The organism is Magnetococcales bacterium (assembly GCA_015231925.1).
In the GTDB taxonomy this organism is placed as follows: Bacteria; Pseudomonadota; Magnetococcia; order Magnetococcales; family JADGAQ01; genus JADGAQ01.
This window is the reverse complement of sequence record JADGAQ010000101.1, coordinates 1-14582: the sequence shown is the minus strand read 5'-3', so window position 1 is coordinate 14582 and position 14582 is coordinate 1. Positions and strand designations below refer to the sequence as shown.

The 14582-nt window shown below is 60.5% G+C and carries 8 protein-coding genes; 4 read left to right on the top strand and 4 right to left on the bottom strand.

What is annotated here, in order from left to right:
• From HQL56_11875 to sulP, 3 genes are all read right to left on the bottom strand, one after another.
• Window positions 1–1999: DUF2309 family protein (locus tag HQL56_11875; protein ID MBF0310215.1), on the bottom strand; the 1999-nt coding region annotated here is incomplete at its 3' end.
• A gap of 4 nt (window positions 2000–2003) precedes the next feature.
• On the bottom strand, window positions 2004–3470 hold the full coding sequence (locus HQL56_11870) for an NADH-quinone oxidoreductase subunit M (protein MBF0310214.1): 1467 nt from the start codon (window positions 3468–3470) through the stop codon (window positions 2004–2006).
• Window positions 3471–3561: 91 nt separating this feature from the next.
• Window positions 3562–5361: a sulfate permease gene (gene sulP / locus HQL56_11865; protein MBF0310213.1), complete on the bottom strand. Its 1800-nt coding sequence runs from the start codon at window positions 5359–5361 to the stop codon at window positions 3562–3564.
• A gap of 268 nt (window positions 5362–5629) precedes the next feature.
• On the opposite strand from sulP, the gene mtgA (HQL56_11860) reads away from it, so the two are divergent.
• From mtgA (HQL56_11860) to mtgA (HQL56_11850), 3 genes are all read left to right on the top strand, one after another.
• On the top strand, window positions 5630–6637 hold the full coding sequence (gene mtgA, locus HQL56_11860; GenBank protein MBF0310212.1) for a monofunctional biosynthetic peptidoglycan transglycosylase: 1008 nt from the start codon (window positions 5630–5632) through the stop codon (window positions 6635–6637).
• 759 nt (window positions 6638–7396) lie between these two features.
• Window positions 7397–10369 carry an AAA family ATPase gene (locus tag HQL56_11855; GenBank protein MBF0310211.1) on the top strand — a complete coding sequence of 991 codons (2973 nt, stop codon included), beginning with the start codon at window positions 7397–7399 and terminating at the stop codon, window positions 10367–10369.
• A 196-nt stretch (window positions 10370–10565) separates the two neighbouring features.
• Entirely contained in the window at window positions 10566–11573 is a 1008-nt protein-coding gene (mtgA, locus tag HQL56_11850; GenBank protein MBF0310210.1) for a monofunctional biosynthetic peptidoglycan transglycosylase, read from the top strand.
• 137 nt (window positions 11574–11710) lie between these two features.
• Here mtgA (HQL56_11850) and HQL56_11845 read toward each other — a convergent pair whose 3' ends face one another.
• On the bottom strand, window positions 11711–11911 hold the full coding sequence (locus tag HQL56_11845; protein MBF0310209.1) for a hypothetical protein: 201 nt from the start codon (window positions 11909–11911) through the stop codon (window positions 11711–11713).
• Window positions 11912–12225: 314 nt separating this feature from the next.
• Here HQL56_11845 and HQL56_11840 point away from each other — a divergent pair, with 314 nt between their 5' ends.
• Complete coding sequence (locus HQL56_11840; GenBank protein ID MBF0310208.1) at window positions 12226–14517, top strand: bacteriohemerythrin; 2292 nt, start codon at window positions 12226–12228, stop codon at window positions 14515–14517.
• Window positions 14518–14582: the final 65 nt, after the last annotated feature.

The following is a 14582-nucleotide window of genomic DNA, read 5'->3' as shown; positions in this document are numbered from 1 at the left end:
CGACGGGGGCCGGAAGCAGCAGGGCTGCGGCCAGAGTGGTCAGACCCGCCGCGCCCGCAGCCAGCGAAAGGAGGAACGGCCCCACCACGCCGCGATGGCTGCCCCGGAACAGCCGTTCCACCAGGGCCACGCGACGCCCCCGGCGGCGGTAATGCCGCTCCGCTTGCGCAGCGGCGCCCGGGGCGGGCTCTTCCCGTATGGTGTGGGCCGGTGTGACCACGATGGGACACAACGCCGAGGTGCAGGTGTCGTCCAACCCCTGCCAATGGATGGGCACCCCGAAGAATCCCGCCGCGCCCAGGGTTTCCACGTCGGGATGGCGCTCCTCCAGATGGCGGCGAATGCCCTCCTCCCGGTCGTCCATGCAGAAGACCAGCTGGGCGGCGGGCCGCTCCTCCCGGCTGCGGAATCGCCCCCGGAAACGATTGGCGTGCAGCGCCCGCAGGATCATCTCCCGATAGGTGCGTTCGTAAGCCTGCAACCAGATGAAACTGGCCTTCTCCTCATGCAAGGCCTCCAGGCAGGAGAACCACCCCTGCAGCTCCTCCTCGGGCAAAGCCTGCAGCTCCGCGCCGCAAACGCCCCGGTACTGCGCCAGTTGAAACAGTTGCCAGGCCCGTTCCTGTCGCCGCTGCACCGGTTCCCCTTGCGGGCTGGAGCGCCAGTGCAAGGCCAGACAGGCCAGGGTATGCCAGGCATCTTCCCGATGGGGCAACTCCGGGGAACGCTGCAGCAGCATGCGGGCCCGGGTGGAGAGGAACTCCGGCAGACCCGCCTCGAAGACCATCCAGCGCACCAGCATCTCGGAGCGATAGTGGCGGAAATACCAGGAGATGACCTGCAACTGGGGCTCGATGCCCCACTCCGAGCGGCAGAGGCGGATGGCCAGCAGCCTTTCCAGCACCACCCGCACCGCCAGGTAGTCGGTCAGGTTGATGCGGTTCGGCGCGAGTCCCATGTAACCGGGCTTGAGACTGCGCCACAGCACCATGCCGCCCCAGCCGGGCAACTCCAGGGCCAGGCGCTGCAGGTACTCCTCCCAACGCTCCTCGGCCAACCCCATGCGGGCCAGGCAGGTGGCGATGGTCTGCTCGGCCTCCTCGGGCAGATCCAGAAGGGTGTCGCGCCAGTCGGTGAGGTCGTCCAGGGGAAAACCGGTATCCTGCAGGGCCGAAGCCCGCCAGGAGGCGTAGAAACCCTTCTCCCGCGAAAGGTGGTGCCAGGAGGAGAAACCCTGGTCCAGAAAAGTGGCCAGATGGCGCAACAGATGGGTGCGCGCCGCTTCCAGGATATCCTCGCCGGTCAGGGTTTTCAGGAAACCCCGCAAGGTGTCGCTGCGCCCGATGCGCCACAGAAGCTCCTCCAGCAGGCGATCGCTCTCCTCCTTCAGAACCTCGTCGGCGCTTTGTTGGCAGGGCACGCCCTGCCCCTCCAGCAGGAAGGCGTCCGGGGCCCGCAACGAGCCTTCCAGTCCCAGTCGCCGGCAGCAGGCCTGCCACAGGTCGTCCAGCACCCGTGCCGGTTCGCCCAGACGGGCGAGTCTCCCCAGGCTCTCTTCCGGCAGGCCCGGAAGCCAATCGGAAAGCCCCTCCCCTTCGGCGATGCGCCAGGCCAGACGGGCTCCCGAAAGGGGCTCCATCTCCTGTTCCAGCAGGGTCAGCAGAATCTCCCGGCGGGTCGTATCCCCCAGCGGCTCTTGGGGGGAGAGGTCAGCCTCCCCGTCCAGAACCGCTTCGAGATCCTCCCGCCGAATGCGTCCCCCGCGACGCAGGGCGCGGAACTCCTTCAAGGGGAGATAACCCTTGAGCCCGGTGGTCTGTCGGGCCGCCGCCAGGGCCTGGGGAAAGTCCAGATGCTGATAGCCGTGCAGGGTGTTGTGATGCACGAAATCGGCCAGGGGCGCCTGTCCGGGCAACAGGTGCTCCAGATGATGCACCGCCCGGCGGATGTGGTCCAACGGGCTCGACGTGGGATCGGAGATACCGGAGTGGGATTCCATGGCCTCAGAAGAAGCGCTGCAATAGGGTGTGGAAACGATTGACGGAGCTGGCCACCATGTTCAGGGCGGGCGCAGGCACCAGTCCCAGCCCGAAGGAGACCACCGCCAGCAGGGAGGCCGCCAGGGTCTCCACGGGACGCAGATCCGGCAGGGCGTGCAGCGAGGCCTTCTCCTGCCCGGTGAAGAGAACGCTGACGGTGCGGATGGAATAGGCGGCGCCCACCAGCATGCCGGCGGAGAGCAGCACCACGGGCCAGCCCCAGCGTTGCAAACCGCCGATCAGGGCGTGCAGTTCCGCCACGAAGCCCGCCGAACCCGGCATGCCCACGGCGCTGACGAAGGCCAGAATGGTGAAAAAGGCCAGCTTCGGGGTAATGCGCAACAACGAACCGTAATCACCGATCTCACGGGTATGGGTGCGCTCGTAGAGCAGACCGATGAGCAGAAAGAGGGAGCCCGCCACCAGTCCGTGGGCGACCATCTGCATCACCGCGCCGGTGATGCCGTCGCTGGTCAGGGTGGCCAGTCCCAGCAGGACCACGCCCATGTGGCTGATGGAGGAATAGGCCACCATGCCTTTCAGGTCGCTTTGCCGCCAGGCCAGCAGTCCGCCGTAGATCAGGCTGATCATGGCCAGGGCGGCCAGCCAGGACTGCAGGGAGACCAGGGCGGCGGGCAGCATGAAGCCGGCGCGGATCAGGCCGTAGGAGCCCATTTTGAGCAGAACCCCCGACAGCAGGATGCTGACCGGACTGGGAGCCTCCACATGGGCCAGGGGCAGCCAGCCGTGCATGGGAAAGGTGGGCATCTTCACGCCGAACCCGATGAAAAGGCCCAGGAAAAGCAATACCTGGGTTTGGGCGGGCAGGGTTCGGAGCCCCTTGGCCATTTCGGTCATGTCGAAGGAGTGGATCTTGGCGGCGTCGAAGGCCCCCAGCAGGGCGATGAGCATGAAGACCGAGCCGCCCATGGTGTAAAGCACGAAGTTGAGGGCCGCCCGGGAGCGATTGGCCCCGCCCCAGCGGTTGATGAGGAAAAAGAGGGGCAGCAGGGTCAATTCCCAGAAGACGTAGAAGAGGGACCAGTCCTGGGACATGAAGACGCCCAGCATGGCCGCTTCCAGCAGCAGCATGGAGATGTAGTAGCTCTTGACCCGAAGGCGGATGGCCGCCGAGGCCAGGATGGCCACCAGGGCCAGCAGGGTGGCCAGCAGCACCATGGGCATGGAAAAGCCGTCCACCCCCAGGGAGTAGTAACTGCCCAGGCGCGGGTGCCAGGGCACCCGTTCCACGAATTGCAGCACCGCCAGGTCGGGATCGAAGCGCCAGGCGACGTAAAGGCTCCAGCCCAGGGCGGCTGAGGCCGCCAGCACCGCCAGGGGTCGGGCCAGTTGGAGGAAGCGCTCGGGCAGCAGGGCGATCAGCAGCACACCGGCCAGGGGCAACACCAGCAATATGGAAAGAATGATCATGGCCCAAACGGCGCACGAAGAGGCTGAACCTGCTCCGGCGCCGCTTCCTTGTTGATTATCCGTTGACAGAAGCGATAGGGGCCAGAAAATTTTAGGGGATGATCGTCGCCTTTTCCAGGGTATTTAACGGGCCTGCAGCGAAAATTCCGCCCATCCGGGGAGCGCTCGTCCCCTTGGCTTGAAATCGCAAGGGCTGACGGCTTTCGTCCCCGCCCAACTGACGGTAAATGGCTTCCAGGGCCATCTCCTCCGTGGGGAAGCAGGAGGTCTCCCCCCCCAGCTTGTCGAAGAGATGGGTGCGGCGCAGCACCTCCAGCACCTGACGCTTCAGGCCCGAGAAGACCAGGGCGATACCGTTGCCGCGCAGGCGTTCCGCCAGATGGGCGATGACCTCCTCCCCCGAGGCGTCGAGCTGATTGATGCCGTCGCCCACCACCAGGACGTGGGTCGCCGCAGGCCGCTCCGCCAGGGCGTTGAGCAGGCAGTCCTCGAAATAGGAGACGTTGGCGAAGAAGAGCTGCCCGTCGAAACGGATGACCACGATGCGCTCGTCGGTGGGCAGATGGGGATGGATTTTGATGTCGCGCAGGGTGCCGTCCTCGAAACGGCCCAGAATGGCCACCCGGGGCCGCATGGTACGATAGAGATAGAGTCCCAGGGCCAGCCCCGCACCCACCAGAATGCCTTCGTCCAAATGGGGTGCGAAACCGAGGGTGGCCAGGAAGGAGACCGCTGCGGCGATGCCGTCGTGGGGGTGGGCCTCCCAGGCGTGGTGAATGGCTTTGAAATTGATCAGTCCCACCACGGCCATCATGATGACCGCGGCCAGCACCGATTGGGGCAGATGGTAGAGCATGGGGGTCAGAAACAGCAGGGTGGCCAACACCATCAGGGCGGTGAAGACCGAGGAGAGGCCGGTTTTGGCCCCCGCGCCGAAGTTGACCGCGCTGCGGGAGAAGGAGCCGGAGGCGGGATAGGCCTGGCTGAAGCTGCCCACCAGATTGGCCATGCCCTGCCCGATCAGCTCCTGATTGGGGTCGAGGCGGTCACGGGTCTGGGCCGCCATGGCCTTGGCGATGGAGATGGCCTCCATGAAGCCCACCAGGGAGATGACCATGGCGGACGGCAGCAAGCGCATCACCTGGTCGAACTGCAGGGAAGGCAGGGACATGGAGGGCAATCCCTTGGGAATCTCCCCCACCACGGCTCCCCCGAGACCCTTGAAGTTCAGATACCAACTGGCCAGAGTGGTCAGGGAGACGGCGATCAGCACGTTGGGCAGTTTGGGCCGGTATTTCTTCAGGGTGAACATCAGGACGAAGGCCACCAGGCCGAAGGCCAGGGTCGGCAGGTGGGTCTTGTCGACCTGTTTCAGCACCTCCCAGATATCGAAGAGGAAATGGTCGCTGCGCCCCATCCTGACGCCGAACATCTTGGAAAGCTGGGACAAGCCGATGATCAGCGCCGCCGCGTTGGTGAAGCCGACGATGACGGGATGGGAGAGGAAGTTGACCACCACCCCCAGGCGCAACACCCCCAGGGCGAGTTGCACCACGCCCACCAGCAGGGAGAGCAGAATGGCCAGGGCGATGTAGGATTCGCTGCCCACCGGAGCCAGGGGCACCAGGGCCGAAGCGGTCAACAGGGAGACCACCGCCACCGGGCCGGTGGCCAGTTGTTTCGATGAACCGAACAGTGCGGCCACCACCACCGGCAGGAACGAGGCGTAGAGCCCGTAATAGGGTGGCAGTCCCGCCAGTTGCGCGTAGGCCATGGACTGGGGTATCAGCACCAGAGCGACGGTGATGCCCGCCACCATGTCGGCACGCAGCCACTCGCCGCGCAGGGGAAACCAGTGTAAAAAGGGCAGAAATCGTTTCAACGCTTCCATGGCAGGGCCGATCGACAAGAGGGTTGGGCATCATTTCACTCCCCGGAAGGCATCGCAGTTTCCGGACCAAGCCATTTTTAATAGATAAATGAGCAGGTTAGCTCAATTTTTCCAGCCCGACCCCTTTCCCGGAATGTTGCGTTCCGCAACACTCCCGCAAAGGAGGGGTGTTGCACTTGAAAAACATCCCTGAAATCAGGAGGTGGAAAGGATCCGCAGGAAATGTTGCAAAGTGAAATACCTCTGTTGCGGAATTTAACAGGTTGCCATGAGCCACACCTCCCACTCCCGGCAAAGACCCTCTGAAGATCCTCTCTGGGAAGAGCCCCCGTTCGACCCGGCGGAGATCGTGCCCGCGCGGGAACGAGATCTCGACGCGACGGAGGTGAGGTCTGACGAACCCGGCCTCGATGGCGGCATCGCGCCCGAGGTTGGCGAACCGGGTCTCGACGATGGTGAAGTCATTCTGGAAGGGGAGGTCGCCGAACCCCCGCCACCCACTGTCGCACCGGAAAGGGAACCGCCGCCCCGAACGCCGCCTCCCGCCCCGCCCCTCACCCCGCCGGACAAACCGGTGGGAGGGCGCTGGCGCACCCTCCGACGCGGACTGGTTCGTGGTCTGCTGGGGCTTTTCCTGGGGTATCAGCTCTGGTGTCTGGGCCACATTTTCTGGTGGCGGGAGCATGCCCCCACCTCCACCGCCTTCATGGCCGAAGGCTTGAAACGGCTGCAACAGAAGAACCCCGCCGCCACCCTTTCCCACATCTGGGTGCCTTACGAGGCCATGGCCACGCCGCTGAAACGGGCGGTGCTGGCGGCGGAAGATTCGGGATTTCGCGACCACTTCGGCTTCGACTGGAACGGACTGCACGCCGCGTTGGAAAGGAACCTGAACAAGGGTCGCATCGTTTCGGGAGGCTCCACCATCAGCCAGCAACTGGCCAAGAACCTGTTTCTCAGCTCCTCCCGCAGCGTGTGGCGCAAGGTCGAGGAGGCGTTGATCACCCTGATGCTGGAGTCGCTGCTCTCCAAACGGCGCATTCTGGAGATCTATTTGAACTGTATCGAATGGGGCAACGGCGTCTACGGCATCGAAGCCGCCGCCCGCCACTATTACAAGATCAGCGCCGCCGAACTGACCCCCGGCCAGGCCGCCACCCTGGCCAGCATGATCCCCCAACCCCGCTACTTCGACCGGGTGCGCCATGCCGCCAGTCTGAAACGCAAAAGCGCCATCATCGCCAAACGCATGAGCATGGTGAAACTGCCCGGGTAACGATGAATAATGATATAATCTAATTCCCTATTCAAGATTGCTGAGGTCCGATTGGAATTATCCCCTCTGCGGGACTTCGGGCAACCCCCAAGAACTCCATCTCTAGCATTCAAAATATGCTTGCGCACCACTCAGGATCATGAAAGAGTATTACTTCATCATCTCTGCTTACGTCACTCAGGCTAGACGTTGGAAAAGCGTGCCCTTCCTGGCCAAATCATCGGCTGTAGGGTGATTGCGATTTTCCTCCACGCATGGGAAAAAGAGGTATTTTGTGACCTAGGCCAATTTCTTTTCTACTTCTTTCATGGTAATGTTCAGCCGCTAATCATGATAACATTCGAGTCGAAAAATGATTTCAAGAAAAATGACTTCGGTAGAGCATATGATCAAAAAAAGTGATATTTCCGTTGCAAAAATGGAGTCCGTCAGGCTGCTGAAACCTGAATACAATGCGCGAAGCTCACAATCTATCCATTGAGCATGGAAGGTCTCTACGGGTCAGCTTTTATTCGCTACGGTCTCGTCATCTGCGAGCCTTTTTCCTTCAACTCTGCCACGGACAATCAGAGGAAGCCGGAAAACCGCTGCCGTCTTCATCACAAATGACTCCAATAGCAACTTCGTCGAAGAATGCACCGTGAGGCTGCTTGTGTCGGGTTTTGATTTCCCGTCAGAGCCGTCTGCGGCGACAATCCCCGATCCGACCCGGCCATGAGGCGGCTCGACAATTTGAAAGAGGAACATCAGGAAGGGCATATGATCAATTGTGGTTCGGAATGGCACCGGTGGGATCCCCATATCCATGCGCCAGGCACTCTAATCAACGATCAGTTTGGTGGCAGCGACCCATGGAAACCGTATCTTCAGAGCCTTGAAGGCCAGACGCCGAAGATCGAGGCGATCGCCGTCACCGACTATTATGTCACCGACATCTACGAAGAAATCGTCAAGCATAAGGCCGCCGGTCGATTGCCCGGCGTGCTTATCTTCCCCAATATTGAATTGCGCTTAGATGTGGCCGCGAAATCTGGCTTCGTGAACATCCACCTACTGGTCAGCCCCGAAGATCCCAACCACCTGACCGAAGTGAAGCGTGTCCTTAACCGCCTAGAGTTTCAAGCCTTCAATGACAGATTCAACTGCACGCGCGAAGAGTTGATCAAACTGGGCAAGAAGGCCAACTCAACAATTTCCGATGATGGTGTAGCGCTCGGACACGGGGCGACGCAGTTCAAAGTCAACTTTACACAACTGCGCGAGGTCATCACTACAAGCGATTGGGCAAAGAAGAACATCCTGATCGCCGTCGCGGGCAGCGAAGGAGATGGCACGTCAGGCATCCGCCAAGCCGCCGACGCCACTGTCCGCATGGAGATTGAGAAGTTCGCCCACATCATCTTCTCTGGCAGTCCACAGCAGCGTGAATTCTGGATCGGGCAGCGCGCCGCGACGGTCGAGGATCTGCGGGCAAAATATGGCGGATGCAAGCCTTGTCTTCACGGTAGCGACTCTCATGACCTGAAATCCGTAGGTCAGCCTGTTGGAAACCGCTTCTCGTGGATTAAGGGTGCCTTGGAGTTCGATGCCCTCCGTCAGGCCTGCATCGACCCCGAGGGCCGGGCTTATGTCGGTGAACAGCCGCCCCGCTCGGCCATGCCATCGCAGGTCATTTCTCGCGTTAGAATTGACAATGCGGATTGGGCCGCCACCCCAGACATCCCGCTTAATCCCGGACTCGTTGCCATCATCGGGGCGCGAGGCTCTGGAAAGACGGCGCTGGCCGATGTGATCGCAGCCGGATGTGACGCAATAACAACAAGCGGTTGGGAGACCGACGCGAACATCAGCGCTTCGTTCCTGGCACGTGCGCGAAAACTGATCGGTAATGCGACTACTACACTGACATGGGGCAATGGCGAAACGGTCAGTCGCTCGCTCGATGGCAGAGACTCCAACAGCCATATGTCTTTTCCCCGCGTCCGGTATCTCTCCCAACAATTCGTCGAGGAACTGTGCTCTGCAAAGGGCGTCTCCGACGGTCTGGTGGAGGAGATTGAGCGTGTAATCTTCGAATCCCACACCCAGGATGACCGCGACTGGGCGATGAATTTCTCCGAATTGCGCGACATGAAAACTTCCCGCTTCCTGCAAGCACGCGAGCGGGAAGCCCAGGCAATCGTCGACATCTCGAACCGCATCGCCATCGAAATCGAAAAGGAAGGCCAAGTCACCTCGCTGGACCAACAGGTCGGCGAGAAGAGGAGGATAATCGCCAACTTAACAACCGACTGCACTAATCTCGTTGTCAAAGGCACGGAGAATCATGTCGCCCGACATACCCAACTCAGAGAGGCGGCGCAGAAGCTCGCCTATAAAATCCAGGCCTTTTCGAATCAGCGCCGCACCTTCGTTGCCTTGCAGGACGAGGTTCTCAGCATGCGCACTACAGGTGCCCCGGAACTGCTCCGCCAAACTCAATCGCGACACTCCATGAGTGGGTTGAGCCTCCAACAGTGGGACGAATTTCTGCTCATCTACAAAGGGAATGTCGACCAGAGCCTTACGGGCTACATCGAATGGGTAGATGGCGAGATCCACAAACTGAACGGCGTTCCACCTCTGCCCGGTGATCCGAACGTAGTGCTGATCGGCGACGACGCAGACATCTCGACTCTTCCGCTCGCCCATATCACCGCCGAACTGACTCGCCTTGAAGCTCTCCTTAGTGCTGACAAGCTCATCCGTGATCAATACGCAAAACTGACCGCCCGCATCGCGCAAGAGAATGCCGCTCTACAGACCCTCCAAAATAAACTCACCGAAGCGCAAGGTGCTGCAGCGCGCTGGAGGGACCTTCAGGGCGAACGTTTGAGGGCCTATGGCCGCATCTTCGAGGCAATTATTTTTGAGCAGAATGCTCTCGATGGCCTCTACGCGCCTTTGATGAAGCGGCTTGAGGCGTCATCAGGTACGCTCAACAAGCTTAGCCTCTCGGTTCGAAGGATCGCCGACGTCCATACCTGGGGTTCGATTGCCGAAGAAAAACTTCTCGACCGGCGCAAGACTGGGCCTTTCTACGGCCGCGGGAAGCTGATCAGCCTTGCTACCGAAGCCCTCAAGCCCGCCTGGGAAACAGGCTCGGCGTCCAAGGTTCTTGCCGCCATGAATAACTTCATTGACCTTTATTCGAAAGACCTGTTGGCCCATGCACCTGACCCACAGACGCAGCCTGTCGAACGCCGAGATTGGTTGAAGCAATTCGCGCAGTGGCTCTTCAGCACCGACCACATCACTATCCGGTACGAGATATGTTATGATGGCGTCGACATCCACAAGCTCTCACCCGGCACACGGGGCATCGTCCTGCTGCTTCTTTATCTTGCGCTGGACGATACAGACGATCGGCCTCTGATCATCGACCAACCTGAGGAAAACCTCGATCCAAAGTCCGTCTTCGACGAACTGGTCGCACTCTTTATTAAAGCAAAGACGAAGCGTCAAGTGATCATAGTGACGCACAACGCCAACCTCGTCATCAACACCGACGCTGATCAAATCATCGTGGCGGAAGCCGGCCCACACCCGGAAGGCGGCCTGCCGCTGATTCGGTATGAGGCGGGGGGGTTGGAAAACGCATCGATTCGCAAGGCCGTCTGCGACATCCTGGAGGGCGGCGAAATCGCCTTCCGCGAGCGGGCACGACGCCTTCGTGTCCACTTAGATCGATAGATCGGGAATGACGGCCAGCGAGATGTTAACTTTTCAATTAATCCTGTAAATCCATACAACTAAACGATAATTTAAATATTTTTACGTGTTGACAGAAAAACAAGCCGCCTTAGTAAAAATAATTCAGATTTTTATATTTTTCACTTAAGGCACTCTGGCTAGCCGTTTGAAACCGTCTCCTGCGGGGGACAAGACAATGAGCCACACCTCCCACTCCCGGCAAAGACCCTCTGAAGATCCTCTCTGGGAAGAGCCCCCGTTCGACCCGGCGGAGATCGTGCCCGCGCGGGAACGAGATCTCGACGCGACGGAGGTGAGGTCTGACGAACCCGGCCTCGATGGCGGCATCGCGCCCGAGGTTGGCGAACCGGGTCTCGACGATGGTGAAGTCATTCTGGAAGGGGAGGTCGCCGAACCCCCGCCACCCACTGTCGCACCGGAAAGGGAACCGCCGCCCCGAACGCCGCCTCCCGCCCCGCCCCTCACCCCGCCGGACAAACCGGTGGGAGGGCGCTGGCGCACCCTCCGACGCGGACTGGTTCGTGGTCTGCTGGGGCTTTTCCTGGGGTATCAGCTCTGGTGTCTGGGCCACATTTTCTGGTGGCGGGAGCATGCCCCCACCTCCACCGCCTTCATGGCCGAAGGCTTGAAACGGCTGCAACAGAAGAACCCCGCCGCCACCCTTTCCCACATCTGGGTGCCTTACGAGGCCATGGCCACGCCGCTGAAACGGGCGGTGCTGGCGGCGGAAGATTCGGGATTTCGCGACCACTTCGGCTTCGACTGGAACGGACTGCACGCCGCGTTGGAAAGGAACCTGAACAAGGGTCGCATCGTTTCGGGAGGCTCCACCATCAGCCAGCAACTGGCCAAGAACCTGTTTCTCAGCTCCTCCCGCAGCGTGTGGCGCAAGGTCGAGGAGGCGTTGATCACCCTGATGCTGGAGTCGCTGCTCTCCAAACGGCGCATTCTGGAGATCTATTTGAACTGTATCGAATGGGGCAACGGCGTCTACGGCATCGAAGCCGCCGCCCGCCACTATTACAAGATCAGCGCCGCCGAACTGACCCCCGGCCAGGCCGCCACCCTGGCCAGCATGATCCCCCAACCCCGCTACTTCGACCGGGTGCGCCATGCCGCCAGTCTGAAACGCAAAAGCGCCATCATCGCCAAACGCATGAGCATGGTGAAACTGCCTGGATAACGGCGCCTTCAGGGAATTATATAAATATTAACAAGACGGAGACGCCTTTAATTTTTTGATTTTCAATATGTTATCTTTTATAAATTAAAAAAAGGAAATGTTCTGTCCTTTGACTTACTCCTTATCCTTCATTCAGACTATTCCGATCCATCCTTTCGCCGTTTTTCCATTGGCTCCACTTCAGGACAACCCAGGCCGTGTACCCGGGCAATGACCCCAAAGGCATGCGCCGTCAGCACGGGATCCCCCTCCGCCATGCAGGCATCCAGATAGAGCGACATCTCTTCCGCCGACTTGAGATAGTCAGCGGCATCGTAAAGGGAATACACCTCCGCCATGTTTCATCTCCATTCCCTCGCATTCGAGAAACAATTGCAAAACGGCCTTGCAGCAAGTAGGTACGATCTAAAAACAGGATAACGGAAAAGTCAAAGGATAGAACATTTCCTTTTTTTACTATTAAAAAGATAACATATTAAAAGTCAATAAATATCTAGCCGCCCGGCTCCGGGAGCATGGCAACTCCCCCATGGAATTCCCCAAAAACCACCATGGCAGAATGGATATTTTTCTGGAAATAATTCCCATTCGTTGCTATAGTTCCCGCCATCCGACACCTTGATTGGTTTATCACTCCGAAGGAAGAAACGAAATGAGCTTCCTGTCTCATTTGGCTTTGCGTGGCAAGTTCCTGTTGCTCATGATCTTTCCCCTCCTGGGGTTGCTCTGGTTTTCGGGCCAGGAGTTGACCAGCCGTCTGCATCAGGCCCGGCAGGGTCAGGCCATGGAGGAGATGGTGGCACTGGCGGTGCGGTTGAGCGCCGTGGTGCATGAGATGCAGAAGGAGCGTGGCCTGACCGCCGGTTTCCTGGGCAGCTCCGGCAAACGCTTCGGCCCGGAACTCTCCTCCCAACGGGAGTTGACCGACAAGCAGATCAAGCTGCTCGACACCTTTCAGAGCGGCTTTGCCAAAGAGCGCTTCCCCGCCTCCCTGGGTCACGGCCTCTCCGAGATCGGCGCCACGTTGCGCCGCCTGAGCGATATCCGCCGTCAGGCCGACAGCCAGAGCGGCAACCCCGGCGAAACCATCGGTTTCTACACCGGTTTCAACGCCGCCGCCCTGGAACTCGCGGGCAGCCTCTCCTCCCTTTCCGCCGACGTGGGTTTGAGCGCCGCCACCGCCGCTTATGCCAACTTCCTCCAGGCCAAGGAACGCACCGGGTTGGAACGGGCGCTGCTCAACACCACCTTCGCCAAAGGGGCCTTCGCGCCCCAGGCCCTGGCCCGGCTGCATCAACTGATCGCCGATCAGGAGACCTACCTGAAGGTCTTCCACGGCTTCGCCACCACGGCACAGATTGCCCTGCTGAAGGAAAAAATGGGCGACCCCGCCATCGCCGAAGTGGCCCGCATGCGGCAAATCGCCCTGGACAAGGCGGTCGAGGGTGACTTCGGGGTCGAACCCAACCTCTGGTTCACCACCATCACCCGCAAAATCGAACGGCTCTTCGAGGTGGAAAGCCGCCTCTCCGCCGATATCGAAAGCCGGGCCAGAACCCTTCGGACCGCCTCGGAACAGGCGCTGTGGCTCTCCGGTTCCTTCATCGGGTCCATTCTGCTGCTGACGCTCCTCCTGTCGGTACTCATGCTGCGCATTATCCTGAGGCAGTTGGGCGGGGAGCCGGATCAGGTCATGCAGCAGGTGGAGCAGGTGGCCAAGGGGGATCTCTCCCGCCGCGCGGAGGAGGGTCGCACCGGTATTGTCGCCGCCATGGGGCAGATGGTGCATAATCTGCGCACCACCATCCACACCATCATGAATATCGGCGAACTGGTGATTCAGGAGAGCGCCTCCATTTCGGAGAGTTCCTCTCTGGTATCCCGAGGTACCTCCCAGCAGGCGGCGGCCATCGAGGAGACCTCCGCCGCCATGGAGCAGATGACGGCGGCCATCGCCAATACGGCGCAAAACGCCTCCCGCACCGAAGAGATCGCCCTGAAATCGGCTCGTGAAGCGGAAAAGAGCGGTGAGGTGGTGGCCAAGGCCGCTCAGGCCATGGAGACCATCGCCACCCGCATCAACGTGATCGAGGAGATCGCCCGGCAAACCAATCTGCTGGCCCTCAACGCCGCCATCGAGGCGGCGCGGGCCGGGGAACACGGCAAGGGCTTCGCGGTGGTGGCGGCGGAGGTGCGCAAACTCGCCGAACGCAGCCAGCAGGCGGCGGGCGAGATCAACGCCATCTCCAACTCCTCCATCGAGGTGGCGCGTCAGGCGGCGCAGATGCTGGGGCAACTGGCGCCCAACATTCAGGAAACGGCGAATCTGGTGCGGGAGATCGCCCTCAGCTCACGGGAGCAGAGCCAGGGCATTTCCCAGGTCAACACCGCCCTGCAACAGATGAACGAGGTCGTTCAGCTCAACGCCTCGGCGGCGGAAGGGCTGTCCCATTCGGCGGACCGATTCGCCGAGCAGGCCAACAAGCTGGAGGGGGTCTTCTCCTACTTCCAGTTGGATGAGGGCGGCGGCAGCGATGCGATTCTCTTTCCCTGGAGCGACAAACTGCGGGTGGGGATTCGGGAGGTGGACGACCAGCACCGCCGCCTGGTGGACATGGTCAACCAGCTGTTCGCCCTGTTGAAGAAGGGCGAACTGGAAAGCGCCCTGGCGCGGGTGATTCCGGAGTTGTTGGAGTACACGGTGTTTCATTTCGGCTTTGAGGAGAAGCTCTTCGAACAGTACGGCTATCCGCAGAAACAGGGGCACAAGCAGTTGCACGTCAAGCTGGTGGAACAGGCCAAGGCCTTCGTGCCCCGCATGAGCGGGGGGGATTCGGCGGCGGCGTTCGAGTTGCTGGGCTTTCTCAAGCAGTGGCTGACGCACCACATCATGAAGGCGGACAAGCATTATGCGGAGTTTTTGATCTCCAAGGGCGTGCGATAAAATCTGTTCGGTAATACGGGGGTTCGGGGGGGATTATCCCCCCCGACGGGTCCAGGGCAGCGCCC

Excerpts from the sequence above, each read along its gene's own strand:
- HQL56_11870 (MBF0310214.1), bottom strand. The coding sequence starts at position 3,470 with ATGATCATTCTTTCCATATTGCTGGTGTTGCCCCTGGCCGGTGTGCTG.
- sulP (MBF0310213.1), bottom strand. The coding sequence starts at position 5,361 with ATGGAAGCGTTGAAACGATTTCTGCCCTTTTTACACTGGTTTCCCCTG.
- mtgA (MBF0310212.1), top strand. The coding sequence starts at position 5,630 with ATGAGCCACACCTCCCACTCCCGGCAAAGACCCTCTGAAGATCCTCTC.
- HQL56_11840 (MBF0310208.1), top strand. The coding sequence starts at position 12,226 with ATGAGCTTCCTGTCTCATTTGGCTTTGCGTGGCAAGTTCCTGTTGCTC.
- HQL56_11855 (MBF0310211.1), top strand. The coding sequence starts at position 7,397 with ATGATCAATTGTGGTTCGGAATGGCACCGGTGGGATCCCCATATCCAT.
- mtgA (MBF0310210.1), top strand. The coding sequence starts at position 10,566 with ATGAGCCACACCTCCCACTCCCGGCAAAGACCCTCTGAAGATCCTCTC.
- HQL56_11845 (MBF0310209.1), bottom strand. The coding sequence starts at position 11,911 with ATGGCGGAGGTGTATTCCCTTTACGATGCCGCTGACTATCTCAAGTCG.